Source organism: Paraburkholderia sp. Tr-20389 (assembly GCF_017104565.1).
Lineage (GTDB): Bacteria > Pseudomonadota > Gammaproteobacteria > Burkholderiales > Burkholderiaceae > Paraburkholderia.
In genome coordinates, this window is sequence record NZ_JAAGPD010000005.1 from 312799 (window position 1) to 335792 (window position 22994).

At 62.6% G+C, this 22994-nt stretch carries 22 protein-coding genes; 12 read left to right on the forward strand and 10 right to left on the reverse strand.

Features of this window, described 5'->3' with window-relative positions:
- Positions 1-95: 95 nt before the first annotated feature.
- Complete coding sequence (locus tag G3N95_RS08845; RefSeq protein WP_205969599.1) at positions 96-1100, reverse strand: ABC transporter substrate-binding protein; 1005 nt, start codon at positions 1098-1100, stop codon at positions 96-98.
- A 113-nt stretch (positions 1101-1213) separates the two neighbouring features.
- The gene (locus G3N95_RS08850; RefSeq protein ID WP_205969634.1) at positions 1214-2266 is read right to left on the reverse strand and encodes a LacI family DNA-binding transcriptional regulator; all 1053 of its coding nucleotides are present in this window, start codon (positions 2264-2266) and stop codon (positions 1214-1216) included.
- A gap of 311 nt (positions 2267-2577) precedes the next feature.
- Here G3N95_RS08850 and G3N95_RS08855 point away from each other — a divergent pair, with 311 nt between their 5' ends.
- On the forward strand, positions 2578-3561 hold the full coding sequence (locus tag G3N95_RS08855) for an aldose 1-epimerase (protein ID WP_205969600.1): 984 nt from the start codon (positions 2578-2580) through the stop codon (positions 3559-3561).
- A gap of 15 nt (positions 3562-3576) precedes the next feature.
- Here the strand turns inward: G3N95_RS08855 and G3N95_RS08860 are convergent, their stop codons facing one another.
- Positions 3577-4374: an endonuclease/exonuclease/phosphatase family protein gene (locus G3N95_RS08860; RefSeq protein WP_205969601.1), complete on the reverse strand. Its 798-nt coding sequence runs from the start codon at positions 4372-4374 to the stop codon at positions 3577-3579.
- A 28-nt stretch (positions 4375-4402) separates the two neighbouring features.
- Positions 4403-4909 carry a hypothetical protein gene (locus G3N95_RS08865; RefSeq protein WP_205969602.1) on the reverse strand — a complete coding sequence of 169 codons (507 nt, stop codon included), beginning with the start codon at positions 4907-4909 and terminating at the stop codon, positions 4403-4405.
- 328 nt (positions 4910-5237) lie between these two features.
- Between G3N95_RS08865 and G3N95_RS08870 the strand changes: the two genes are divergently transcribed.
- The 5 genes from G3N95_RS08870 to G3N95_RS08890 all read left to right on the forward strand — a co-directional run bounded on the left by G3N95_RS08870 (position 5238) and on the right by G3N95_RS08890 (position 10225).
- Positions 5238-6215 carry an AAA family ATPase gene (locus G3N95_RS08870; protein WP_205969603.1) on the forward strand — a complete coding sequence of 326 codons (978 nt, stop codon included), beginning with the start codon at positions 5238-5240 and terminating at the stop codon, positions 6213-6215.
- Positions 6216-6443: 228 nt separating this feature from the next.
- On the forward strand, positions 6444-6731 hold the full coding sequence (locus G3N95_RS08875) for a DUF4148 domain-containing protein (protein WP_205969604.1): 288 nt from the start codon (positions 6444-6446) through the stop codon (positions 6729-6731).
- A gap of 292 nt (positions 6732-7023) precedes the next feature.
- The gene (locus tag G3N95_RS08880; RefSeq protein ID WP_205969605.1) at positions 7024-8130 is read left to right on the forward strand and encodes an NAD(P)/FAD-dependent oxidoreductase; all 1107 of its coding nucleotides are present in this window, start codon (positions 7024-7026) and stop codon (positions 8128-8130) included.
- 203 nt (positions 8131-8333) lie between these two features.
- Complete coding sequence (locus G3N95_RS08885; RefSeq protein WP_205969606.1) at positions 8334-8648, forward strand: high-potential iron-sulfur protein; 315 nt, start codon at positions 8334-8336, stop codon at positions 8646-8648.
- A 254-nt stretch (positions 8649-8902) separates the two neighbouring features.
- Positions 8903-10225, forward strand: a complete 1323-nt coding sequence (locus tag G3N95_RS08890; RefSeq protein WP_205969607.1) for an MFS transporter — start codon at positions 8903-8905, stop codon at positions 10223-10225.
- Here G3N95_RS08890 and G3N95_RS08895 read toward each other — a convergent pair.
- Together G3N95_RS08895 and G3N95_RS08900 are read right to left on the reverse strand one after the other, a co-directional pair.
- The gene (locus G3N95_RS08895) at positions 10222-11721 is read right to left on the reverse strand and encodes an amidase (protein WP_205969635.1); all 1500 of its coding nucleotides are present in this window, start codon (positions 11719-11721) and stop codon (positions 10222-10224) included. The two genes, G3N95_RS08890 and G3N95_RS08895, sit on opposite strands and share 4 nt — an antisense overlap.
- Before the next feature lie 106 nt (positions 11722-11827).
- Positions 11828-12526, reverse strand: coding sequence for a dienelactone hydrolase family protein (locus G3N95_RS08900; RefSeq protein ID WP_205969608.1), 699 nt, complete (start codon positions 12524-12526; stop codon positions 11828-11830).
- A gap of 642 nt (positions 12527-13168) precedes the next feature.
- Here G3N95_RS08900 and G3N95_RS08905 point away from each other — a divergent pair.
- Positions 13169-14314, forward strand: a complete 1146-nt coding sequence (locus tag G3N95_RS08905; protein ID WP_205969609.1) for a branched-chain amino acid ABC transporter substrate-binding protein — start codon at positions 13169-13171, stop codon at positions 14312-14314.
- A gap of 162 nt (positions 14315-14476) precedes the next feature.
- Entirely contained in the window at positions 14477-15475 is a 999-nt protein-coding gene (locus G3N95_RS08910; protein WP_205969636.1) for a cupin-like domain-containing protein, read from the forward strand.
- Positions 15476-15509: 34 nt separating this feature from the next.
- Here the strand turns inward: G3N95_RS08910 and G3N95_RS08915 are convergent, their stop codons facing one another.
- A complete protein-coding gene (locus G3N95_RS08915; protein ID WP_205969610.1) occupies positions 15510-16721 on the reverse strand; it encodes an MFS transporter in 1212 nt (403 codons plus the stop codon).
- A 223-nt stretch (positions 16722-16944) separates the two neighbouring features.
- On the opposite strand from G3N95_RS08915, the gene G3N95_RS08920 reads away from it, so the two are divergent.
- The 3 genes from G3N95_RS08920 to G3N95_RS08930 all read left to right on the forward strand — a co-directional run bounded on the left by G3N95_RS08920 (position 16945) and on the right by G3N95_RS08930 (position 19722).
- Positions 16945-17610: a pyridoxamine 5'-phosphate oxidase family protein gene (locus G3N95_RS08920; RefSeq protein ID WP_205969611.1), complete on the forward strand. Its 666-nt coding sequence runs from the start codon at positions 16945-16947 to the stop codon at positions 17608-17610.
- 359 nt (positions 17611-17969) lie between these two features.
- Positions 17970-18272, forward strand: coding sequence for an H-NS histone family protein (locus G3N95_RS08925; protein WP_205969612.1), 303 nt, complete (start codon positions 17970-17972; stop codon positions 18270-18272).
- A gap of 247 nt (positions 18273-18519) precedes the next feature.
- Positions 18520-19722 carry a cation diffusion facilitator family transporter gene (locus tag G3N95_RS08930; protein WP_205969613.1) on the forward strand — a complete coding sequence of 401 codons (1203 nt, stop codon included), beginning with the start codon at positions 18520-18522 and terminating at the stop codon, positions 19720-19722.
- Positions 19723-19731: 9 nt separating this feature from the next.
- Here the strand turns inward: G3N95_RS08930 and G3N95_RS08935 are convergent, their stop codons facing one another.
- The 3 genes from G3N95_RS08935 to G3N95_RS08945 form a co-directional block, all read right to left on the reverse strand.
- Positions 19732-20190 carry an Lrp/AsnC family transcriptional regulator gene (locus G3N95_RS08935; RefSeq protein WP_012399541.1) on the reverse strand — a complete coding sequence of 153 codons (459 nt, stop codon included), beginning with the start codon at positions 20188-20190 and terminating at the stop codon, positions 19732-19734.
- A gap of 103 nt (positions 20191-20293) precedes the next feature.
- Positions 20294-20908, reverse strand: a complete 615-nt coding sequence (locus G3N95_RS08940) for an exonuclease (RefSeq protein WP_205969614.1) — start codon at positions 20906-20908, stop codon at positions 20294-20296.
- A complete protein-coding gene (locus G3N95_RS08945; protein ID WP_205969615.1) occupies positions 20905-21549 on the reverse strand; it encodes an MBL fold metallo-hydrolase in 645 nt (214 codons plus the stop codon). The genes G3N95_RS08940 and G3N95_RS08945 overlap by 4 nt, the downstream gene beginning before the upstream one ends.
- A 642-nt stretch (positions 21550-22191) precedes the next feature.
- Between G3N95_RS08945 and G3N95_RS08950 the strand changes: the two genes are divergently transcribed.
- Complete coding sequence (locus G3N95_RS08950; protein WP_205969616.1) at positions 22192-22791, forward strand: septal ring lytic transglycosylase RlpA family protein; 600 nt, start codon at positions 22192-22194, stop codon at positions 22789-22791.
- Positions 22792-22994 lie beyond the last annotated feature (203 nt).

Consider the following 22994-nt stretch of genomic DNA (forward strand, 5'->3'; position numbering starts at 1 on the left):
CGTCGACGCGGCGCGTGCGCCTCGTCGAGTCCCTGCCTGGCTGGCCGGCGGTGCGCAGCACCGTGCGTGGAGCGCCGCGCGCCGGCCGGGTTACGTCAATAGCCGTACTGCATGCTTTCCTGCACGTTGCCCTTGTCGTAGAAGCGGTCCGACACCTTGACCCACGTCGGGACCTTTTCGCCCTTCGCGAACTTCTGCGCGACATCGCATGCGAGCGGGCCGAAGAACGGGCTCGACTGCACGCTCGCGCCGAGTTCGCCGGCCGCGATTGCTTCCATGCCGCCCTTCGTGCCGTCGATCGTGACGATCTGGATGTCCTTGCCCGGCTGCTTGCCGGCCGCCTTGATCGCGGCGATCGCGCCGAGTGCCATTTCGTCGTTATGCGCGTACACGGCCGTCACGTCGGGATGCGCCTGCAGCAGCGTTTCCATCACCTGGCGGCCCTTGTCGCGCGCGAAGTCGCCGCTTTGCGACGCGATGATCGACATGCCCGGATTCTTCGCGATCACTTCGTCGAAGCCCTTCTTGCGGTCGTTCGCAGCGGATGCGCCCGTCGTGCCTTCGAGTTCGATGATCTTCGCCTTGCCGCCCGTCGCCTTGACGAGCCAGTCGGCGGCGCGGTGGCCCTGATCGATGAAGTCCGAGCCGATGAAGGTGATGTAGTCGCGGCCCGCTTTCGCGACGGACTGATCGACATTGCGGTCGACGAGGATCACGGGAATGCCCGCTTTCTTCGCCTGCAGCACGACGGGGGCGAGCGGCTTCTCTTCACGCGGCGGGAAGACGAGCAGATCGACGTGCTGCGCGATCATGCTCTGGATGTCCGAGACCTGCTTCGAATTGGAGCCGTTGGCATCCGTCATCACCATCTGCCAGCCGCACTTGGCTGCGATGTCCTTGAAGCTCTGCGTTTCGGCGAGGCGCCACGGGTTGTTGCTCTCCGTCTGCGCGAAGCCGACTTTCAACGGTTTCTTGGTGGGAATCTTCGGCAGATCGTCAGCCTGCGCCGAGGCCATGCCGAATCCCATAGCAATTGCCAGCAATGCTGCCGCGAGCGGCTGGAGCCGTTGCCGGCGCGAATCCCGATTGTGCGACGCCATGTCTTCCTCCAGGTACCAGTTCAGTTGGTGTGTTTTGCTTTTGTGCTTCAACTGCCGCCGGCACTTCGGTGGTGACCGGTCGTGCCGATTATTTCATCGCGAATTATTATTGGTCAATCACTAATAATATTAATTGCTGTGTGTTTTGCCTCGGTAATTTCCCTGACTGACCCGCGTTCGATCAGCGGACCGTCGAGTTTCACCATCCGGTGACGTACCGGCGCGCCGGCTGCCTGGTTGTGCACTTCCTGCAGCAGCGTGTCGACGGCCCAGCGGCCCAGCTCGTAGTTCGGCAGCACGACGGTCGACAGCGGCGGATGCGTGTGGCGGGCGATTTCCTGATCGTCGTAGCCGAGCACCGACACGTCGTCGGGTACGCGGTAGCCGAGCTGTTTCAGCGCCTCGATCGCGCCGAGCGCCATCAGGTCGTTGGCGCAGAAAATCGCGGTCGGCGGATGCGGTTCGCGCATCAGCGACAGCGTGTGCTCGAAGCCCGTGCCCGAACTCCAGTCGCCATCGCGAACCAGTTCCGGCGCGAACGGGAGGTCGGCCGTGGCGAGCGCGGTGCGGTAGCCCTTCAGCCGGTCCTTCGCCGCGTCCTGCCAGTGCTCGCCGTTGATGTAGCCGATCCGCCGGTGGCCCGCGCGCAGCAGATATTCCGTCGCGACGTGGCCGCCCGCGACTTCGGCGGGAACGATCGACGACTGGCCGCCCTCGCTCGTGTAGCAGTTCAGCAGCACGGTCGGCACGCGCGACAGCGCGGCGGGCAGCGCGACCTTGCGCGTGTAGACCGTTGCGTAGATCACGCCGAATACCGTCGGGCTCGCCAGCACCGCGTCGAGCACCTGCTGTTCGACGTCGGCGTTGCCGTGCGTCGAATAGACGGCGAGCAGCTTGCCGTGCGCGTAGGCGGCGTCGCGCGCACCGTCGATGTTCACGACGGGATGCGGACTCGTCGAGATTTCGTCGGCGAGATAGATGATCAGATTGCGTTCGTCGGATGACGGGGGCAGCGGCTCGCGCGCAGACAGGCGATAGCCGAGATCCTGCGCGGCCTTGAGCACCTTGTTGCGGGTCGCTTCGGAAAACTTGGCGCTGGTCGCGTTGTTGAGAACGAGCGAAACGGTCGATTGCGATACGCCGGTGAGCTTGGCGATATCGGTCATCGTCGGGCGGCGTTGAGTCGATTTTTTCATTGATCTGGCCGCGCAACGGCGGCTCGTTGACGGTGAATGCCGCAGGCATCGTGATGCCGACGGTAACACTAATAATATGCGCCGGACAACACGCGCAAACCCCGCATTTTGCCTCGTGGCATCGGCTCCCGAAGGCGTTCTTTTGCGTAGTTTATTACTAATAATATTGACCAAAAGGGTTTTGGCGTGCGATTCTCGCTCGCGCAGGGGGGCGCTTTCATGCGCGGTTTCGCTCAGGCGCCCGCCGAATGCCGCACCCGTCCACGATCACTCAAACGACTATGCGCGAAGCTTTTTTTCATCCGTCCGCGACCGATCCCGCTACTGATCTGCGGATCGACGATGCGTCGCTCGTCGTCTTGTCGAGTGGCGAGACGACGCTCGTCGTGGCGCCGGAAGTGGGCGGGTCGATTGCCGCTTACTACGGCGTGGTGCGCGTAGGGGCATCGCAGCGCGTGCTGCACTGGCTGCGGCCCGCGACGCGCGGGGCGCTCGCCGATCGCGATCCGCTGCGGATGGCGAGCTTCCCGCTCTTTCCGTATTGCAATCGCATCCGCGACGCGCGCTTCTCATTCGACGGACGTGGGATCGATCTGAGCGGCGACGGCAACCGATACGCGCATGCGCTGCATGGTCACGCGTGGCGCAGGCCGTGGCGCGTCGGTGCGCGCACGTCGACCTGTGTCGAGTTGCAGTTCGAGCATGTACCCGATCCCCAACGGCCTGGTGAATGGCCGTTCCGCTATCGCGCGAGTCAGCGTATCGAGCTGATCGGCGATGCATTGCGCGTGACGCTGGCCGCGCAGAATTTGTCCGAAAGCGCGATGCCATTCGGCATGGGCCATCATCCGTACTACCCGCGCACATCGAATACGCTCGTCACCGCCGATGTCGACGCAATGTGGCACGCCGACGCGGACGTGCTGCCGACGCATCTGGGCGCGCATCCCGCTGTCGATGCACTGAAGTTCGGCATGAACGCCGACGCGTTCGATCTCGACAACAACTTCAGCAACTGGAAGCGCAGCGCGACGATCGCGTGGCCCGACGAGCGTCGCCGGCTGACGATGACGGCCGATGCGCCGTTCGATCATCTGGTGGTGTTTGCGCCTGCGAACGACGTGCAACTGTGCGTCGAACCCGTCACGAACACGACGGACTGCTTCAACGCCGAACAAGGCACACGCGAACGCGCGGGCTACCGCGTGCTTCAACCCGGCGAGGCGATCAGCGCCGAACTCAACTGGACACCGCAGCGCGACTGACGCCGCAACGCGCGCTCATTCGACGCGCAGCCGCGCCATGTAGGGAAGGTGATCCGACAGCCATGCCGTTTCTTGCGCAGGCTGGATCCATTCGATGGGTTTCATGCCGCGCACGAACATCTTGTCGAGCGCAAGCGCCGGCGAAAACGCGGGGAATGTGCGGCCCGGCTCGCCGAGCAGTGTCGCAACCTCTTCGAGGCCATGCTCGCGAAACAGCGGCACGGAGTCGTTGCGCCAGTCATTGAAGTCGCCCGCGAGCACGAGCGGACCGGCGGGCGCTTCCTTGGAGATCCAATGCGCGATCCAGTGCATCTGACGCAGACGCGCCTGACGCGTGAGCGCGAGATGTGCGCACAGCAGCGTGACGGAATGGCCGCCGAACGTCGCGCGCGCGACGAGCAGTCCGCGCCGCTCGAAGCGATGCGCGGAGATGTCCCAGCGTCCGCCGAGATCGAGCGGATGCGGCGACAGGATCGCATTGCCGTGCCGCCACGACGGCTTGAACACATTCGGCCCGAGGGCGATCTGCAGTTGCAGCGAATCGGCGATTTCCGTCGCCTGGCAATGCCATACGTCGTTGTCGAAGTCGCCCATGCGCGCGCCGAACGAACTGGCCAGCACGGGGCCCGGCATCCGGCGCGCCATCGCTTCCTGCAGGAAATACGCGTCGGCATGGACGGACTGCACCCAGCGCTGCATGGCCTCCCAGGCCTGAAAGCCGAGCGGCGAACGGCCTTTGTGCAGGTTCCAGCTCACAGCGATGAAGTCTTTCGGGCCGAGGTTTTCGCGTATCAGTTCTTCGGGGTTTCGCATGCCGCGTTGTCCACGTCGTTCGTTGAGGTCACGGGTTGTTTGCGACGCTTGCACGCACGCGATAGACGAGATTCGGGTCTTTGTCGACGATCGTCCATGAGGTCCAGTCGCCAGGCGGCACTTTCAGGCCCGGATGGTTCGCGCTCACCTGGCGAGGCTGCGGCGGCAGTTTGCAGCCGGTGTCCGTCGTGCGCGTGCCCGGCTCCTGCAGCGTTTCCTGAGCATCGATTGCAAACGTGACGCCTGATGCGTCCGCCTGCGTCGGCGAGACGGTCAGCGTGCGCGAAAGGTCGATGTTGCCCGCGGGCACGTCCTTGCAGCCGACGTTGTTCTGCACCACGTGATGATGCGTGTCGGTGCGGGCCTGGCCGACGGTCGTGGTGCCGTCGAACGAATCGATCTGCTGTCCGTCGCGCACGACCTGCAGTTCCCATTTGACGACGGGCGGCGCGCTGCGCTGTTGCGCCTGGGCCGCGCCGGCCTGTGCGATGAGCGTGGCCCCGAGCAGGGCGGCGACAAGGCTGGTTTTCCACATGTACAAAGAGTCTCCGGAATCGCTGCGTTTCGCCAATGCGTGCTATGTCCGCGCGTTCTTTCTTGCGACCGCCGACCATCTTACGCTTTATCGTGACAACGGTTTTCTGACACCCGATCTGGAACCAAGGTTCAGCGCCCGGCGGTAACACTACATTGCAGATAGGGGCGCGGATATGTCGATTCAAGCAAACACCTCGCCCGCCATGTGCGATTAGCAGCAGACCCGTGTGGCTGCTGGCTTGCATGCGTTTTTCTCGTCGTTACACTGAAATTGAAGCGGCGTCGGGGACGCTGCGGCTGCAAGAACAGCTCGACGGGGTGAAGCGATGACAACGGCAATGGTGAAACAGGAAATCGCGGTTGCATCGTTCAGCAAGGTCTACGATCTGGAGCAGGTCGAGACCGCGCTGAACGAACTGAGCGAAGGTGCCAGCGATGCACTGCGTTCCACGTACGAAAAGATGCTGAAGGTCGGCAATCTGCGTTTTTGTGTGAAGCCGAACCGGATGCCGTCCATCGACGATCTGATTGGCTCGCTGCCCAACTTCACCGAGCCGCTCGACGATATCCGCAAGCAGGTCGCGCTGTGCCTCGAAACGGACGACCGCCTCGAACTGATGCCGATTCTGCTGCTCGGCGATCCCGGCATCGGCAAAACGCATTTCGCGAAGCAGCTCGCACGCATGCTCGGCACCGCGTACCACTACGTCGCAATGAGTTCGCTGACGGCGGGCTGGATTCTGTCGGGCGCTTCTTCGCAATGGAAGAACGCGAAGCCGGGCAAGGTGTTCGACGCGCTCGTGCACGGCAGCTATGCGAACCCCGTGATCGCCGTCGACGAAATCGACAAGGCGACGGGCGACTCGCAATACGATCCGCTCGGTGCGCTCTACGCGCTGCTCGAACACGACACCGCGCAGACTTTTATCGACGAGTTCGCGGAAATCCCCATCAACGCCGGCCATGTGATCTGGATCGCGACCGCGAACGACGAGCGCGCGATTCCCGAGCCGATCATGAACCGGATGAACGTCTACGAAATTCCGCCGCCGGATCGCGAGGGCTCGCGGCGCATCGCGCAGTCGATCTACGACGAGATCCGCTCGGCGCACGGCTGGGGACAACGCTTTCCCGCCGACCTGGGCGGCGCGGCGCTTGACGCGCTCGCGCAGGCGTCGCCGCGCGAAATGCGGCGCGCGATCCTGAACGGATTCGGCTCGGCGCGCATCGCGGGCCGCGATCACATCGGTGCCGACGACATTCGTCTTGACTACAACTCGCGCCGCAAACCGATCGGTTTCTAGCGGAGCGCGCGCCGTTTATGTGAACGGGCCGCGCCCAAGCGGCTTGTTCATTGTTCCAATCAGGCGTGTATTTAATAGCCAGAGCAGGGTGATTTGCACTCAATTTGAACGGAATCCGACAACAGTCAATTTCGTTAATGAGGGTCGGCAAACCGATAGGTGAAGACTAGACTGGGTCCATCGAAATGCACGCCGCGTTTCTCCCGGACCCCACCTCAGGAACCGATCATGAAGAAGCTTTCGCTTGCCGCGTTGTTGATTTCCGCAGTGGTCGCCGTGCCCGCTTTCGCGAGCGGCTACAGTCCAGCGCCGACGCAAACGCCGTCCACAGTCAACGGCCCGAAGACGCGTGCCGAGGTGAGGGCGGATCTGGCGCAAGCCCGCGCCAACGGTGAACTGAGCCTGAACCCGAACGCGCCCGCTTATCCGCAGCAATTCGCGACGGGCGGCTATACGGTACCCATTGCGCACGTCGACGTGCGCCACCTGTTCAAACGCACAACTGCGACCGATTGATCAAGCCCGTTGTGGCGCGAGCGGAACGCATGAAATTGCGGGGCCGCCAAATTCACCAGGAATGAGCGTCGTGGGCGTACACTGACTCAGACGCGCGACGCGTTCCCACATATTGATGCCCGCAGCCGGAACAGGCTGCGGGCATTTGTGTCTGTGGCGTGTCGGGCGATTTCGCATTGTGCATGTGAAGCGTTCGACAGCACGCGGTCACGGGTATGACGGTGCCGCACGCTATCGAAATCCGGGTGGATGACGAGGTAGAACGCGGCGCATCGGGCCGCGTCCAAGGGACATGGATCAGATCGAATGTGTGGTGATCGGCGCGGGTGTCGTCGGTCTGGCCGTCGCGCGCGCTCTGGCGGCGCGCGGACGTGAAGTGATCGTGCTCGAAGCGGCGGAAGCCATCGGCGTCGGCACGAGTTCCCGCAACAGCGAGGTCATACACGCGGGCATCTATTACCCGCGCGGCTCGCTCAAGGCGACGTTGTGCGTGCGCGGCCGAGAAATGCTGTACGACTACTGCGCGGAACGCGGCGTGCCGCATCAGCGTTGCGGCAAGCTGCTGGTCGCGACCGCGCGCAACCAGGTTCCGCAGCTCGACAGCCTGATGACGCGCGGCAAGGAAAACGGTGTGCTCGACCTGATGCGCATCAGCGGCGAAGAAGCCCAGGCGCTCGAACCCGCGCTGCAATGCGTCGAAGCCGTGTTCTCGCCGCAGACGGGCATCGTCGACAGCCATCAACTGATGCTGGCGCTGCTCGGCGACGCGGAACGCGATGGCGCCGTTTGCGCATTCCACGCGCCCGTCGAAGCAATCGAGGCGGTCAACGGCCGCTTCGTCGTCAAGGTGGGCGGCAGTTCGCCGACGACGATCGGTGCCGCGTGCGTGATCAACAGCGCCGGGCTGTATGCGAACGCGATCGCGCGCAAGATTCGCGGACTCGACGCGCGCCATGTGCCGCCGATCTATCTCGCGCGCGGCAACTACTTCAGCATCTCGGGCCGCGCGCCGTTCAACCGGCTGATCTATCCGATGCCGAATGAAGCCGGGCTCGGCGTACATCTGACAATCGATCTCGGCGGACAGGCGCGCTTCGGCCCGGACGTCGAATGGGTCGATTCGATCAATTACGACGTCGATCCGCAGCGTGCCGAATCGTTCTATGCGGCGATCCGCGCCTACTGGCCCGCGTTGCCCGATCACGCGCTGCAGCCGGCGTATGCGGGTATTCGTCCGAAGCTGTCGGGTCCGGGCGAGCCGGCCGCCGATTTCCTGATTCAAGGGCCCGCCGCGCATGGCGTGCGGGGTCTCGTGAATCTGTTCGGCATCGAGTCGCCGGGTTTGACGGCGTCGCTGGCGATTGCGCAGCGCGTGTGCGAAGTCAGCGGGCGCGCCTGAATGCGCGACACGCGGCGGTAACGCTGCGCTGGACATCGTCGTCATGTCGCGCAGGTGATACCGCGCGCGTCTCGCCCGCACACGCTACCGATTTTCTTATGACCGACATTTGATGCGTCACGCGCGTCGGCTTCATTGCTATGCTTGGGGACCGCTGTCGTCAGAACAGCGTAGATCCCCACAATACCAATGGAGTGAGTCATATGAACAATTCCCGTCGTACGTTTCTGATCACGAGTATCGGTGTGGCATCGACGATTGCTCTGTCGTCGCGCCAGGCGTTCGCGGATGCGCCGAAGGTCGCCGAATCCGATCCGACCGCGCAGGCGCTCGGCTACAAGGAAGACGCGACCAAAGTCGACAAGGCGAAGTACGCGAAATACGCTGCAGGCCAGGATTGCGGCAACTGCAGCTTTTATCAAGGCAAGGCCACCGACGCCTATGCCGGCTGCCCGATGTTCGCGGGCAAGCAGGTCGCGAGCAAGGGTTGGTGCAGCGCATATAACAAGAAGGCGTGATACAGCTGTCGTTGAATTGAATGGGGCGCGCGTTGCGCGATGCATTGCAGCATCGCCGGGCGCGCCTTTAGCAGCAGCCTTGAAGAGCGCGCGCCGCGCACAGCGGCGGGCGCTCTTGTCGTATGAAAGTCGCTTGAAATCGGATGTCCTGCTCTTTTACACTCGCATGGCGTGCGCGCGGGGCCTGACAGCGGCCCATTCGAACCAAATTCAATCCAACGCACCCGACGCCTCGATGAAGGCCGGAGACATCGATGTCACAAGCATCCAGGAGCCTCAATACCAGGGCGGTCACGGCGGCCGTCATCGGTAATGCGCTCGAGTGGTATGACTTCACTGTCTTTGGTTTTCTCACCGTCGTCATCGCAGAACTTTTCTTTCCCTCCAGCAGCGACTACTCGTCCATTCTGCTCACCACGGCAAGCTTCGGCGTCGCGTTCTTCATGCGGCCCGTCGGCGGCATCGTGCTCGGTTTGTACGCGGATCGCGCGGGACGCAAGGCCGCGCTGTCGCTCGTGATCGCGCTGATGACGCTCGGCATTCTGCTGCTCGCCATCGCGCCGCCTTACTCGGCGATCGGCGTCGGCGCGCCGGTTCTCATCGTGGTCGGACGTCTGCTGCAAGGCTTCTCCGCGGGCGGCGAGTTCGGCAGTTCGACTGCGCTGCTGATCGAAGCTGCGCCGTTCTCGAAGCGCGGCTTTTACGGTAGTTGGCAGATGGCGAGCCAAGCGGCCGCGCTGCTGCTCGGCGCCGTCGTCGGCGCGCTGGTGACGCGCGGACTGTCGCCCGAAGCGCTCAAGTCGTGGGGCTGGCGCGTGCCGTTCATCATCGGTCTTGTGATCGGTCCGATCGGCTTCTACATTCGCCGCAATCTCGCGGATTCCGAAGCATTTCTGCATGCGAAGCAGACCGCGCGGCGCGCGACGCTCGGTGAGCTTTTTGTGCACCATAGCCGTGACGTGCTCTGCGGTCTGGGCTCGGTGGTCGCGTTGACGGTCACCATCTACGTATTGATCAGCTATCTGCCGACCTTTGCCGTCAAGCAGCTGAAACTGCCTTACGCGGATTCGTTCACGGCCGTGATGGTCGGCAATCTGCTGCTCACCGTGCTGTCGCCGCTGACGGGCGCATGGTCCGATCGCATCGGGCGTAAAGGTCTGTCGCTGTGGTCGCTCGTCATCACGCTGGCGGTGATCTATCCGCTTTTCGTGTGGCTCGAAGAAGCGCCGAGCGTGTCGAAGCTGATCCTCGTGCAGGCAATTCTCTCCATCACGCTTTCCGGTTACTACGGACCGTTCGGCGCGCTGATGGCCGAACTGTTTCCCGCGAACGTGCGCTCGATCGGGCTGTCGCTCGCGTATAACTTCGCGGTGATGCTGTTCGGCGGCTTCGGCCAGTTCATCGTCACCTGGCTCATCAAGGCGACGGGCTCGCCGCTCGCGCCGACGTATTACGTGATGTGCGGACTCGCGATCTCGATCGTCGCCGTTGCATGCGTGCCGGCGAAACGTCACGCCGATCTCGACGCGATGCGCAAACCCGTCGATGCGCTCGAACAGCCGCTGGAGCGGCGCTAGCTGCTCGCGGGGATCAGTGGCGGCCGCCGGTCGAACCACGGACGTGCCGTTTCCAGTTGCGCGGCGAGCCGCAGCAACGTCGCTTCGCCGCCTTCGCGCGTGGCGAACTGCACGCCGATCGGCAAGCCGCGCGCATTCCAGTAGAGCGGCACCGACATCGCCGGCTGTCCCGTCATATTGAATAGCTCCGTGCAGCCCGCCCACGCGAACGCCTTGTTCGAGACTTCCGTCAGCAGCTTGCGCATCAGCGGCTCGACGGGAACCGTGGTGACGGCGCGCATCTGCATTTTCTCGACGGCGCTCGGCTGCATTTCGCCGATCTTGATCGGCGCGGCGGCGAGCGTCGCGCACAGGATCACGTCGTAGCGCGTCATCAGATCCGCGAGTTTTGCGCTGATCTGGCGTTGCGCTTCGAGCGCCGCAGGCAATTCGCGCTCACCGAACTTGCGGCCGATATGCCCCATCGCCCACGTCGGGATTTCGAATTCCTCACGATTCGGCTTGCGCCCCGTGATCTGGTCCGCGTGCAGCACGAGGTTCTCCGCGCTCACCGACCAGATCATCAGAAACGCTTCGCGCAGGCTCGCGAAGTCGATGCCGAGCGTGACGGGTTCAATGTGGTGACCGAGCGATGCCGCGAGTTGTGCGGCATCGTCGAGCGCGGCGCGGGCGTCGGCGGACAGTGTGAAGGCGAGCATCGGGTCCGTCACGAACGCGATGTGCAGCGGCTTGCACGGTTCGCCCGTCGCGGCGAGGAAGGTGCCGGGCGCACCCGTCGGCCGGCCGGCATTCCCCGAGGTGAGATCGAGCAGCAGCGCGCTGTCGCGCACGCTGCGCGACACGGCGTGATCGACGCCCATATCGCCGGGCGCGGGCACCGCATTCGACGGCTGACGACCGCGCGTCGGCTTGAGCCCGAACAGGCCGCAGCACGAAGCAGGAATGCGGATCGAGCCGCCGCCGTCCGATGCATGCGCGAGCGGCACGATGCCTGCGGCGACGGCAGCAGCCGAACCGCCGCTCGAACCGCCCGGCGTGTGATCGAGACTCCACGGGTTGCGGCATGGGCCAAACAGTTCGGGCTCCGTATAAGGCATCTGGCCCATTTCGGAGGTGCTGGTCTTGCCGAAGATATTGAGTCCGGCGGCGCGCGTCAGCGTGACGATGGGCGCGTCTTCCGCGGGAACGTAATGGCGATAGTGGCGGCTGCCCATCGACATGCGCAGCCCTTTGACGGCCAGACCGAGATCCTTGACCAGATAGGGCACGCCTGCGAGCGGTCCGTCAGCCAGTGCTTCGCCGCTGCCGTTCGCCTGCTCGCGCGATGCGCGTTGACGGGCGGCGTCGTAGTCCTTCAGGACGATCGCGTTGATGGCGGGATTAACGGCTTCGGCGCGCGCGATTGCGGTTTCCAGCAATTCGCGCGCGCTCACCTTGCGCTTGCGTACCAGATCGGCGAGGCCGATCGCGTCATGATCGAGATAGTCGGATTGCACGACGACGGCCCCCGCGGACTGGAATGATGATGACGGCACGCGCGGGCTGCGTGCGCGCGCTCGATGCACAAGGCGCGACGCAGACACGTCGCGCCTCTAGCGTAACTTACGCGTGGGTGCCGAGGAAAGTCAGCGTGCGGCCGTGCGCGAGCGCTGCCGAGTGCTGGTGATAGCTCGCGCGCTCGGTGCAGTTGAAGCCGTGATCGGCGTTCGGGTAGATATACAGTTCGACGTCGTCGCGGCCCGCGAAGCGCTCCTTCACTTCGCCGACTGCCGACAGCGGAATGCCGTGATCCAGTTCGCCGTAGTGGAACTGCATCGGCGCCTTGATCTGCGGCGCCTTGTCGAGCTGGTTCTGGATGCCGCCGCCGTAGTACGACACGGCGATGTCGATCAGCCCTTCGGCCGCAGCCAGATACGCGAGACGGCCGCCGAAGCAATAGCCGATGCCCGCGATCTTGCCCGTCACTTCCGGCATCGCGCGCAACGCGGCAGCCGTCGCGCCGATGTCGGCGACGGCCAGTTCGACGTTCGTCTTCTGCAGGATCTCGATGCCCTTGTCGCGATCCGCGCCGGCGTAGGTCAGTTCGACGCGCGGCTGCGTGCGCCAGAAGATATCCGGTGCGATCGCGATGTAGCCGTCCTGCGCGTATTGATCGACGACGTCGCGAATATGGCCGTTCACGCCGAAGATCTCCTGAATGATGATCACGGCGGGACCTTTGCCGCTCTTCGGCGTGGACATATACGCGCCGAACGCGTCATTGCCGGTCTGAATGTCGATCCATCGGGAAGTCACGCTCACGTTGTTTCTCCTTGCATAAACGGTGAAGCCGCAAATCGGTCGGGCAATCGTTTGCGCACGTCTTGCCCGTAGCGGGCGCCCAGTGTGCCATCAAAAGAAGGCGTCTGCAGCGAGAGCCCCGCGCGGCGGGCTTCTCGTAAGGGGAATGAAACGGCGCGTGCATCGAAAGCGGCACTCGCACTATATATAGGCAGTTGCACATCGGATCATTTGAGAACGATCTCCGCGATGCGCTAACAGGATTGCATTTACCTGTGATGACGCGTTCGGCGCATGTCGAAAGCACGCACGGAGGATGCGCGCGACACGCCATGCATGTGCGATCGACGCGTACCTCATTCGCCGGAAAGCCGCGCCGGCTGTCGCTTTCCGGGCAGGTTCCCGACGCGTTTCACGACTAAGTGGGATAAACGCTATTGGTAGTGATCCCACTTACTCAAAAAAACCCCACAAATTAATTTGATGGCCTACACTTGCGCGCAAGCGCGGGGCGCCACCTGTCACAAACAGGCTGGAACGCGTGCTTGCCAAGTGCATGAACGATGCATCCGGCGGAGTCGTCCACGGGATTTGAGCGACACGTGAAGGAAGCGGGGCACAAGGGCGATTACGTTGTTTTTGGGACCGAAATCGGAGACTTACATGAACATCAAAATCCAAAAGCTGTTGCCGATCAGCGCTGCGGCGATGCTGTTTGCAACGTTGGCGACGACGGCTTCGGCCGACACCGTGGTCAAGATCGGCCATGTTGCACCTTTGACGGGTGGCATCGCTCACCTGGGCAAGGACAACGAAAATGGCGCACGTCTCGCAGTTGAAGAGATCAACGCCAAGGGTCTGACGATCGGCGGCCAGAAGATCACGCTGCAACTGGATGCACAAGACGACGCAGCTGACCCGCGTACCGCTACGCAGGTCGCGCAGAAGCTGGTCGACGACAAGGTCGTCGCCGTGGTCGGTCACCTGAACTCGGGCACGTCGATCCCGGCTTCGAAGATCTACAGCGATGCAGGCATCGTTCAGATCTCGCCGTCGGCAACGAACCCGGCTTACACGCAACAGGGCTTCAAGACGACGTACCGCGTCGTGGCAACGGACGCGCAGCAAGGTCCGGCACTGGCCAACTACGCAGCCAAGGGTCTGAAGGTCAAGAGCGTCGCGATCGTCGACGACTCGACGGCATACGGCCAGGGTCTCGCGAACGAATTCGAAAAGATGGCGAAGTCGCTGGGTCTGAACGTGATGTCGCATGACGCGACGAACGACAAGGCTGTCGACTTCCGCGCAATTCTGACGAAGATCAAGGGCGAAAACCCGGACGCGATCATGTACGGCGGCATGGACGCCACGGGCGGCCCGTTCGCCAAGCAAGCCAAGCAGCTCGGCCTGCGCGCGAAGGTGCTGGCTGGCGACGGCGTGTGTACCGACAAGCTGTCTGACCTGGCCGGCGACGCAACCGACAACATCGTCTGCTCGGAAGCCGGTATGGCGCTCGAGAAGATGGAAGGCGGCCAGGCGTTCCAGGCGAAGTACCAGAAGCGTTTCGGTCAGCCGATCCAGATCTACGCTCCGTTCACGTATGACGCTGTGTACATCATCGTCGACGCGATGAAGCGTGCTGGCTCGACGGATCCGGCGAAGATCCTGGCAGCGATGCCGAACACCGACTACAAGGGTGTGATCGGCGAAACGACCTTCGACTCGAAGGGCGACCTGAAGCACGGTGTGATCTCGCTGTACAACTACAAGTCCGGCAAGAAGACGCTGCTCGACGTCGTGAAGATGTAAGAGCGGTTGCCGCAACCGGCGCGTACGCGGTTCGCCGCGTCGCGCAGGACGCGCACCGGCCTGACAAGGCATCATAGGAGGCACGCGGGTTCATTCCCGCGTGCCTTTTGTTTTGTGCGCCCGGTTTGCGCACACCATGCGGGGGACGCGATCGTGACACGGATGATCGATGACGAATGGCGGCGCTGGATCGCCGAGAACCTGTTGCTCGACGCATCGCCCGAACACGTGCATGCCGTGCTCATCGAACACGGCTTCGAGCGCGAACACGCGCAATGCGAAATCGATAGCACGTTGAATAGCCCTTATTTTCTAGCGGGTTCGCGCTTGCGCAATCGTTTGCGCAAGCGCGAATGGATGCTTTCCGTGTATGGCGAGCTGAATCGCATGCGGCAGGGAGCGGATGGCGTCGAACGTCACGCGCGTCTGCCGCGCGATGCGTTTTACGAGCAGTTCTATTTTCAGAACCGTCCGGTGATCATCACCGGCATGATCGATTCGTGGCCCGCGCGCAAGCGCTGGAATTTCGACTACTTTCGCGCGCGCTGCGCGCGTGCCGAAGTGGAAGTGCAGTTTGGCCGCGAAGCCGATGCGAACTACGAGGTCAATCAGCCGTCGCTCAGGCGCGCGATGGGTTTTGGCGAATACGTCGATCTCGTCGAACGCGCCGGCGTCACGAACGACTTCTACATGACGGCGAACAATGCGTCGCTGAACCGTGTGGCGCTGGCGGCGTTGTGGGACGACGTGCCGCCCATCGGCGAGTATCTGGATGGCGCAGCTGCCGATGCGGGCTTTTTCTGGTTCGGTCCCGCCGGCACGAAGACGCCGTTTCATCACGATCTCACCAACAACCTGATGGCGCAGGTAGTCGGGCGTAAGCGTGTGCTGCTCGTGCCGTTCGCCGATACCGCGCATATGTACAACCATCTGCATTGCTATTCGCAGGTCGATGGCGGCGCGCTCGATCTCGAACGCTTTCCGTCGTTCGGACAGGCGCAGGTGATCGAGTGCACGCTCGAACCGGGCGAACTGCTGTTTCTGCCGATCGGCTGGTGGCATTACGTCGAGGCGCTCGATGCTTCCGTGACAATGACCTATACGAATTTTCTGGAACGCAACGATTTTGCGCGCACGTACAGCACGTATCGCGAGCTTTGAGCGATGCCTGCGCGACGCGTTTTGAATCAGTCGTTCAGATGCCGAGACGGCGCAGGACCTTAGGCGCGACGAATGCGACGAGCGCCGCGCACAACGCGACGACGGACAGGCCGATGGGCAGATTCGTCACCTGCGCGACCCCGCCGATGATCACCGGTCCGAGCAGCAAGCCGAAGTACGCGAGCCCAGCGACGTGCGCGAGACCCTCGGCGGCGGGAATCCCTTTCACGCGTGCCGCCGCCGCGAACAGCACGGGCATCATGTTGGCGAGGCCGAGGCCCATCATCGTGAAGCCAATCAGCGCCGCGACGGGATTCGGCAGAAGCAGCGCGCCGATCATGCCCGCGCAGGCCAGCGATGCACTCGCTGCCGTCAGCTGCGGCGCGCCGAAGCGTGCACGCACGGCGTCGCCGGCAAAACGCGCGGCGGCCATGCCGCCCGAGAATGCCGCGTAGGCGGCGCTCGAAACCGCAGGCGTCGACGCGACGACGTCGCGCATATACACCGTCGCCCAGTCGTACATCGCGCCTTCCGCGATCAACGCAATCAGCGCAATCGCACCGAGCGCCCACAGCGCCGGCGAGCGCCAGCGGTTGCCGCGCGGCGCGTGCGCGTCGGGATGCTCGGAATGCGGAACGTGCGGCAATACAGAGGGGCACGCGGCCAGCAGCACGCCCGCGCTGATGAGCGACGCGAGCAGCAGATGCACGGCTGGCGCCATGCCGTGCGCAAGCGCCGCGCCGCCGACGGCCGCGCCCGCCATCCCGCCGAGGCTGAACATGCCGTGCAGCGACGACATGATCGGTCGGCCGAGCGCTTCTTCGACGGCGCTCGCTTCGGCGTTCATCGCGACGTCGAGCGTTGCCATGCCGGCGCCGAAGAACGCGAGCAACACGAGCAGCATCCAGTACGACGGCACGACGAGAATCAGCGCCGCGCACGCCGACATCATGAGACCGCCCGCCAGACATGCGCGGCGTGTGCCGACGCGCGCGATCCACGGCCCGTTCGTCACCATCGCGCCGATCGAGCCACCCGCGACCGCGAACAGCGCGACGGACAGCATCGCCGGATTCAGATGGAAGCGGTCGCGCACGGTCGGCACGTGAACGCCCCAAGACGCATACATCATCCCGGCGATCAGGAAGAGCGCCATCGTCGCGTAACGCGCGCGGTTGCGCGCGCTCGCGGACAGATTGCGATGTGCGGCGGGGATGGATGCGGAGTCGGAGGGGCGGTCGGACACGTAGAACCCGGAGATCGAAAAGGAAGAGACAGCGCAGGAGAGAAAGCGCGGTGAAAGCGTTTCCAGATTCTAGCGAAGCAATCGTGTGCCGTGCGGACAAGCCCCTGAACTAATATCTACTTTCCACGCGCGGCGTGTCGCCCGTCCTGGCCAGGATCGATGCCGGCCTCGTCGATCCATCGGGCATTGCGCAGCGCGGATTCCATCCGACGAGGACGCGAACTTGAACATTCCCGCTCACGCTCCGCTACATCTGCTGCATCGGGCCGCGATCGGCACGCTCGCCACGCATGCGCGTCAGCCGCAAGGTTTTCCGTATCCGACCGTGCTGCCGTTCGCGCCCGACGCGCGGCATCGGCCGACGATACTCGTGAGCCGGCTCGCCGAACACACGCGCAACCTGCATTCCGATCCGCGCTCGGGCTTCCTGATCGTCCATGCGCCGGACGGCGACGTGCTCAATGGCCAGCGCGTCACGCTCGTCGGCACATTCGAGCACGTCGAGCCGACGCAGGATGTGACCCAGCGCTACCTGCGCTATCACCCGGATGCCGAGCGCTACCTCGTGCTCGGCGATTTCTCTTTCTGGGTCATGTCGATCGAGCGGATGCGTTATATCGGCGGGTTTGGCGCGATGGGCTGGCTGATGGCAGACGAACTCGATCCGCTCGCGCCCGTTTCATTCGAAGAGGAAAGCGCGCTAGTCGAGATGATCGAGCGGCATCCGCGACGGCCGGCGCATGTTCGACTGCTGGGCGTCGACCGGTATGGCGCGGACCTTGTGACGTCGGACAGCCGGAAGCGCATCGTATTCGACACACCCGCTCCCGATTCGGAATCGCTGCGTGCCGTTCTCGAAGATTGCATCGCCCGGGAGACCGCCGCTTAAGAGGCAAATGGAAGGAGGTTTTTACCGGATAAAAGGGCCGGCATTTTACACTTTGCCGGTTAAAACTCGCATCGCATGAAATGTTCCGGAATAAATTAACCATTGCTTTTCATGGTTTGGGAATTAATATGAACTTATTCCTCAGATGAGCGTTATTCAGTGAAAGAATAATTTGGCCTCGAACTCGCCGCTTGACTGTTCGCTTGAAAGATTAAGAAATTGAGATTAATTAAATTTCACGGATGTCTTTTCCGGAGTTTCTATTTTGTGTTAATCTCGCCACCAAATTCCGAGGCATGACAACTTTCCGGACTAATCGGCATAGACCGTCCGTCCATTTATCGAACCAGAAGGAAACTATGTCCTCCTACAGGGAACTACTTGCGCAGCGCGAAAAGCTCGAAAAGCAGATCGAAGAGGCGAAAGCGCGCGAGTATGCGGAAGTGTTAAACGAGATCAAGCAGAAAATGGCTGATTACGGCATTACGCTGGCCGAACTCGGTGGCACGCGTGCGAAAGCCGTTAAACCAGCGGGCCGTCCCCGTGCCGGCGTTGCGCCGAAATATCGCGATCCCGCGAGCGGCAGCACCTGGTCGGGCCGCGGTAAACCGCCGCGCTGGATTGCAGGCCAAGACCGCGAAAAATTTCTCATCGAGAAATAATATGACTTAATGCTTGCACCGCGAGCAATGCATTAAAGAAAACCGCGCCGCATTGAGGGGCGCGGTTTTTTATTGGCTGTTTGCTTATCAATTCTTAGCGTGAAGCGGGCACCTGGCAGCGGTAGCTATGATGCGAATGCTTCGCATTATGATAAACACATGATTTAAAAGCTCTTTTTTCATCGCTTAACAGCGGATTCACGAAGCGACGGGTAGAATTAATGGTAACGAACCCGCTTCCCTTCAAATGTCTTCCACCTTGGCCGCCCAGTCTGCGGAAAAACAGCGCGTCGCGCGCAAAAGCACTTACGTCAGCATCGCACTCAATGCGGTGCTGATGTCGATGCAGATTGTGATTGGCGTGTTCGCGCATTCCCAGGCGCTCGTCGCGGACGGCGTGCATTCCCTCGCCGATCTCGTTTCCGATTTTGTCGTGCTGATTGCGAATCGGCATAGCGCGGCTGAGCCGGACGCGGATCACAACTACGGACATAGCCGTTACGAAACGGTCGCTTCGTTATTTCTCGGCGGCCTGCTGATCTCGGTCGGCGTAGGCATGCTGTGGCGCGCCGGCACGCGTCTCTCCGATATGCAGAACATCCCCGCCGTGCATCTGAGCGCGTTGGTCGTGGCGATCGCCGTGCTGCTGTCGAAGGAAGGGCTCTTCCGTTACATGCTGCGCGAGGCGCAGCGGGTGCGGTCGGCGATGCTGATTGCGAACGCGTGGCACGCTCGCTCGGACGCGGCCTCGTCGCTGGTGGTGGCGCTGGGTATTCTCGGGAGCATCGCGGGCGTGCGTCTGCTCGATCCCATCGCGGCCGCGATCGTCGGCTTCATGGTCGCGCGCATGGGCTGGACGTTCGGCTGGGACGCGCTGCAGGATCTCTCCGATCGCGCACTCGACGAAGCCGACACTGCGGATCTTCGTTCACGCATCATGTCGACGCCAGGCGTGCGCGACGTTCACGAATTGCGCACGCGGAAAATGGGCGACTTTGCGCTGGTCGACGCACACATTCTCGTCGATCCGATGATCTCGGTTTCCGAAGGGCACTACATCGCGGAGACGGCGCGCTCTCGCGTGCTGTCGGACAACCGCGTGCTCGACGCGCTGATCCACGTCGACCCTGAGAATGATGCGATTGCACGGCCGCCCGTCAATCTGCCGCCGCGTGCAAAGATCGCCGCAGAAGTTGAAACGGCGCTTGCCGCACAGGGGCTCAAGGCGGCCAGTGTGAATCTGCATTATCTGAGCACCGGGCTCGACATCGAGGTGACATTGCAGCCGTCCAGGCTCGGCGCGCTGGAAAGCGAAGTGCATCAACTCGAACGAGTCGATCTGGAGGCACTGAAGCTCAGACTGGGCGCGCGACGTTTGAGCGTGACGCACGCCGTCGATGTGTCGACGGCCGGCGCGGAACTGGCGCGCGAGCCGCGTGGCGATGCGTGAGCGAGCGGCTTAAAGCGGCAGTTGCGTATCGAACTTGATCTCGCGCAGCACGACGCTCGTGCGCACCTGCGCGACGGCGGGGATCTTGAAGATGCGGTCGTGCAGGAAGGTGTCGTACGCCTTGATGTCGGGCGCGACGATCTTGAGGATGTAATCGGATTCGCCCGTGGTGCTGTAGCACTCGGTCACTTCCGGGCAGGTGGCGATTTCGCGTTCGAACTGCTCGACGCCGCCTTCCGTATGCCGTGTGAGGTGAATATGCGCGAGCGCGCACACGTGCAAGCCGAGCTTTTCGCGGTCGAGCAACGCCGTGTATCGCTGGATGATGCCCGATTGCTCCATGTCCTTGATGCGCCGCCAGCACGGCGTGCTGGAGAGCCCGACCTGGTCGGAGATTTCCTGCACCGAACGGCGCGCGTCTAGCTGCAAAAGACGCAAGATCTTTTGAGAGAACGTATCGAGTGTCAACTGCGCCTCCGTTGTCGCGTCGCCTTTTCATCAATGTTAGAGGCCGCGGAAACGAAACGCAATCCAAAACGCCGATACTGAGGGAGATTCCCTAAATTGCCGCCTACTCGGCGGGTTTTTGTCCTGAGTCGTCCCCATCAGCTTCTGACACCACGGCGCTCTGGCTCTGGCGCAGTTCAGCGAGCATGTTGCAGAAGAGCGCGCCTTGCTCGATGGCGTCGTCGAGCGCGACGTGCGTGTGCGGATGGTCGTCGAACCAGTGCTTCGGAAAGCGCGGCTTGATGCACTTGCGATAGGGCAGGCCCGTCATCGCGAACGCGAGCGTCTTGATGTCGAGCGCCGACCACGAGAACGGGCAGCGGCCGGCGAAACGCATCATGTACCAGAACATGAAGGTGAAATCGAAGCCCGCCGGCATCGCAACGAACACAGGTTTGCCCGGCAGCGCCTCGACCCATTCGACGTACGCGACGAGCGCCGCCGCCGGCTGCTGCAAGTCCTTGCGGCTCGCGGCCCATGCGTCCGGTTGTGTCTTCCACCATGCCTCCTGCACGGGATGAGGCGCTGCGCCTTCGAGCAATTCGAGATTTGCCGAGAAGGTGCCGATCAACTGCTTGTCGGCCGTGTACGCCGCCGATGCGAAACTCAGCATCGAATGCGGGCCGGGAATCGGGCCGTCCGCTTCGACGTCGGTGCTCACATAGATTTCGACGCTCATGCCCTGACTCCGTCCGCGACATACGGATTCGTGCGGCGCTCGTCGCCGAACGTTGATGTGGGACCGTGGCCGGGAACGAACGTGACGTCGTCGCCGAGCGGCCAGAGCTTTTCGCGGATCGAGCGGATCAGGTCGCCGTGATTGCCGCGCGGGAAGTCCGTGCGGCCGATCGAACCGGCGAACAGCACGTCGCCGACCAGTGCGAGGCGATGCTTGCGGCTGAAGAAGATCACGTGTCCCGGCGTGTGCCCTGGGCAGTGATACACCTCGAGTGTTTCATCGCCGAACGTGACCGTGTCGTGGTCGTTCAGCCAGCGCGTCGGCTCGAATGCCTCGGCGGCGGGAAAGCCGAAACGCAGGCTTTGCTGGGGCAACTGGTCGATCCAGAAGCGCTCGTCGACATGTGGGCCTTCGATCGGCACACCGTAGTGCTCCGCCAGCGTCTTCGCGCCCGCGCAGTGATCGATATGGCCGTGCGTCAGCAGCACCTTTTCGACCGACACCTTTTGGCGCTCCACCTCGGCCTTGATGATATCGAGATCGCCGCCCGGATCGACGATGGCCGCCCGCCCGGTCTTTTCGCAGACGAGCAGGGAACTGTTCTGCTGGAACGGCGTGACGGGGATCAGCGTGACTTTCATGAGTGAGCGCGTGCTTGAAAAACTCGATTGTACCGGCCGTAGCGGCGCATGCCATTGGCCGAAAAGCCGACTGGCGAATACGAATTTTTGCAGTAATAGTGAGAATTCATCGGCGGCAAGTTGAGGTAGAGAACACAAGATTGTGTTTTTGGTATAATCTCGGTAACAGGTGTGGGAAATCGCACCGTCTTTTGGGTGAGCAGGCGTTTCGTCCTATGAAACGGGAACGGGCGCTGCTGGTTCACCATCAAGCAAGTGCTGTCGGTAATGCCGATGGCAAATCCAGCATCGATCGCTTTTTTCGATGCGCACGTCCTGTCTAGCCAGGTGCCACGCGCCTGCCACGGTCTCGCTACCGTAACGCTGGATGGGGCCTACGCCGCCTTCCTGAGCGCCGTGTTTTTCCGGCGCATGAGCGTGTGAACGTTCGATGGCGGCTTGTGGGGTCTGGCCAAAAAACTGCGGGGACAGTTGCGTCAGACGTGAAAACTAACCGTGCGGTTGCGGCTGAAGTTGCCGCGTCCGGGCTTTCATCGTCCTGCGCCAGCGTTGCGCGGTGCGCGCTCGCCCCTTGCCGCCGGAGTCGCAAGCAAACGCACAGCATTTCGTGTGATGCGGCTCGCATTTGCATCAAATTGTCTTATGAAAACTCGGCTACCCCGACGTGTTGGGAGCGTTTTTGCCTTTTTGGCACTCGCCGGTTGTGCAGTGCCTCCGGGCGCGAATACCCAGGTCAGCGGTGTGTCCGCAACGACGAAGGACGCGCGCGCTGTTGTCGCGCCGCCGTCGTACGGTTCAGGTATGAACAATCTGCCGGATGCGGCAGATCAGAAGGGCAAGCTCGCTGACGCAGAGCCGTTGACGGACGGCCCGAACATCGCGGACTTCCATCAACTGGGACGCGCGTCCTGGTATGGGCGCGGTTTCCACGGCCGCAAGACGGCCAACGGCGAGCGCTTCGACATGCATGCGTTGACGGCTGCGCACCGCACGTTGCCGCTCGGCTCGTACGTCCGCGTGACCAATCCGGAGACGAACGACACCGTCGTCGTGAAGATCAACGACCGTGGTCCGTACGTTCGCGGCCGGGTGCTAGATCTTTCCTACGCGGCTGCGAAGATTCTGCATCTAGCGCACGTCGGTACGGCGCGCGTGAAGATCGAAGGTCTGACGCAACGCGAGGCGAAGGCAGAGATGAAGGAAATCCTGGCTTCGAATCAGGGCGACTCGAACGAGAAGTAAGAACGTTCTGGATGGATTGCCGTGGACAGTCGATGTCCTCGGAAGAAAGGGCTGCGCACGCGCGGCCCTTTTCGTATTTGTGCGCCCAGCATGGGCGCACTCCTGCGGGTGCAAGTCCCGCCATAAGCTGGTCACAGCGAATGAAGTGAAGCGCAACTGCATGAGGGCGACCGAGTGTGGGGAGGAAGCGTGGAGCGTAAATC

Excerpts from the sequence above, each read along its gene's own strand:
- G3N95_RS08890 (WP_205969607.1), top strand. The coding sequence starts at position 8,903 with ATGTCACAAGCATCCAGGAGCCTCAATACCAGGGCGGTCACGGCGGCC.
- G3N95_RS08875 (WP_205969604.1), top strand. The coding sequence starts at position 6,444 with ATGAAGAAGCTTTCGCTTGCCGCGTTGTTGATTTCCGCAGTGGTCGCC.
- G3N95_RS08945 (WP_205969615.1), bottom strand. The coding sequence starts at position 21,549 with ATGAAAGTCACGCTGATCCCCGTCACGCCGTTCCAGCAGAACAGTTCC.
- G3N95_RS08885 (WP_205969606.1), top strand. The coding sequence starts at position 8,334 with ATGAACAATTCCCGTCGTACGTTTCTGATCACGAGTATCGGTGTGGCA.
- G3N95_RS08940 (WP_205969614.1), bottom strand. The coding sequence starts at position 20,908 with ATGAGCGTCGAAATCTATGTGAGCACCGACGTCGAAGCGGACGGCCCG.
- G3N95_RS08950 (WP_205969616.1), top strand. The coding sequence starts at position 22,192 with ATGAAAACTCGGCTACCCCGACGTGTTGGGAGCGTTTTTGCCTTTTTG.
- G3N95_RS08905 (WP_205969609.1), top strand. The coding sequence starts at position 13,169 with ATGAACATCAAAATCCAAAAGCTGTTGCCGATCAGCGCTGCGGCGATG.
- G3N95_RS08880 (WP_205969605.1), top strand. The coding sequence starts at position 7,024 with ATGGATCAGATCGAATGTGTGGTGATCGGCGCGGGTGTCGTCGGTCTG.
- G3N95_RS08930 (WP_205969613.1), top strand. The coding sequence starts at position 18,520 with ATGTCTTCCACCTTGGCCGCCCAGTCTGCGGAAAAACAGCGCGTCGCG.
- G3N95_RS08865 (WP_205969602.1), bottom strand. The coding sequence starts at position 4,909 with ATGTGGAAAACCAGCCTTGTCGCCGCCCTGCTCGGGGCCACGCTCATC.
- G3N95_RS08855 (WP_205969600.1), top strand. The coding sequence starts at position 2,578 with ATGCGCGAAGCTTTTTTTCATCCGTCCGCGACCGATCCCGCTACTGAT.
- G3N95_RS08845 (WP_205969599.1), bottom strand. The coding sequence starts at position 1,100 with ATGGCGTCGCACAATCGGGATTCGCGCCGGCAACGGCTCCAGCCGCTC.
- G3N95_RS08925 (WP_205969612.1), top strand. The coding sequence starts at position 17,970 with ATGTCCTCCTACAGGGAACTACTTGCGCAGCGCGAAAAGCTCGAAAAG.
- G3N95_RS08910 (WP_205969636.1), top strand. The coding sequence starts at position 14,477 with ATGATCGATGACGAATGGCGGCGCTGGATCGCCGAGAACCTGTTGCTC.
- G3N95_RS08870 (WP_205969603.1), top strand. The coding sequence starts at position 5,238 with ATGACAACGGCAATGGTGAAACAGGAAATCGCGGTTGCATCGTTCAGC.
- G3N95_RS08860 (WP_205969601.1), bottom strand. The coding sequence starts at position 4,374 with ATGCGAAACCCCGAAGAACTGATACGCGAAAACCTCGGCCCGAAAGAC.
- G3N95_RS08850 (WP_205969634.1), bottom strand. The coding sequence starts at position 2,266 with ATGACCGATATCGCCAAGCTCACCGGCGTATCGCAATCGACCGTTTCG.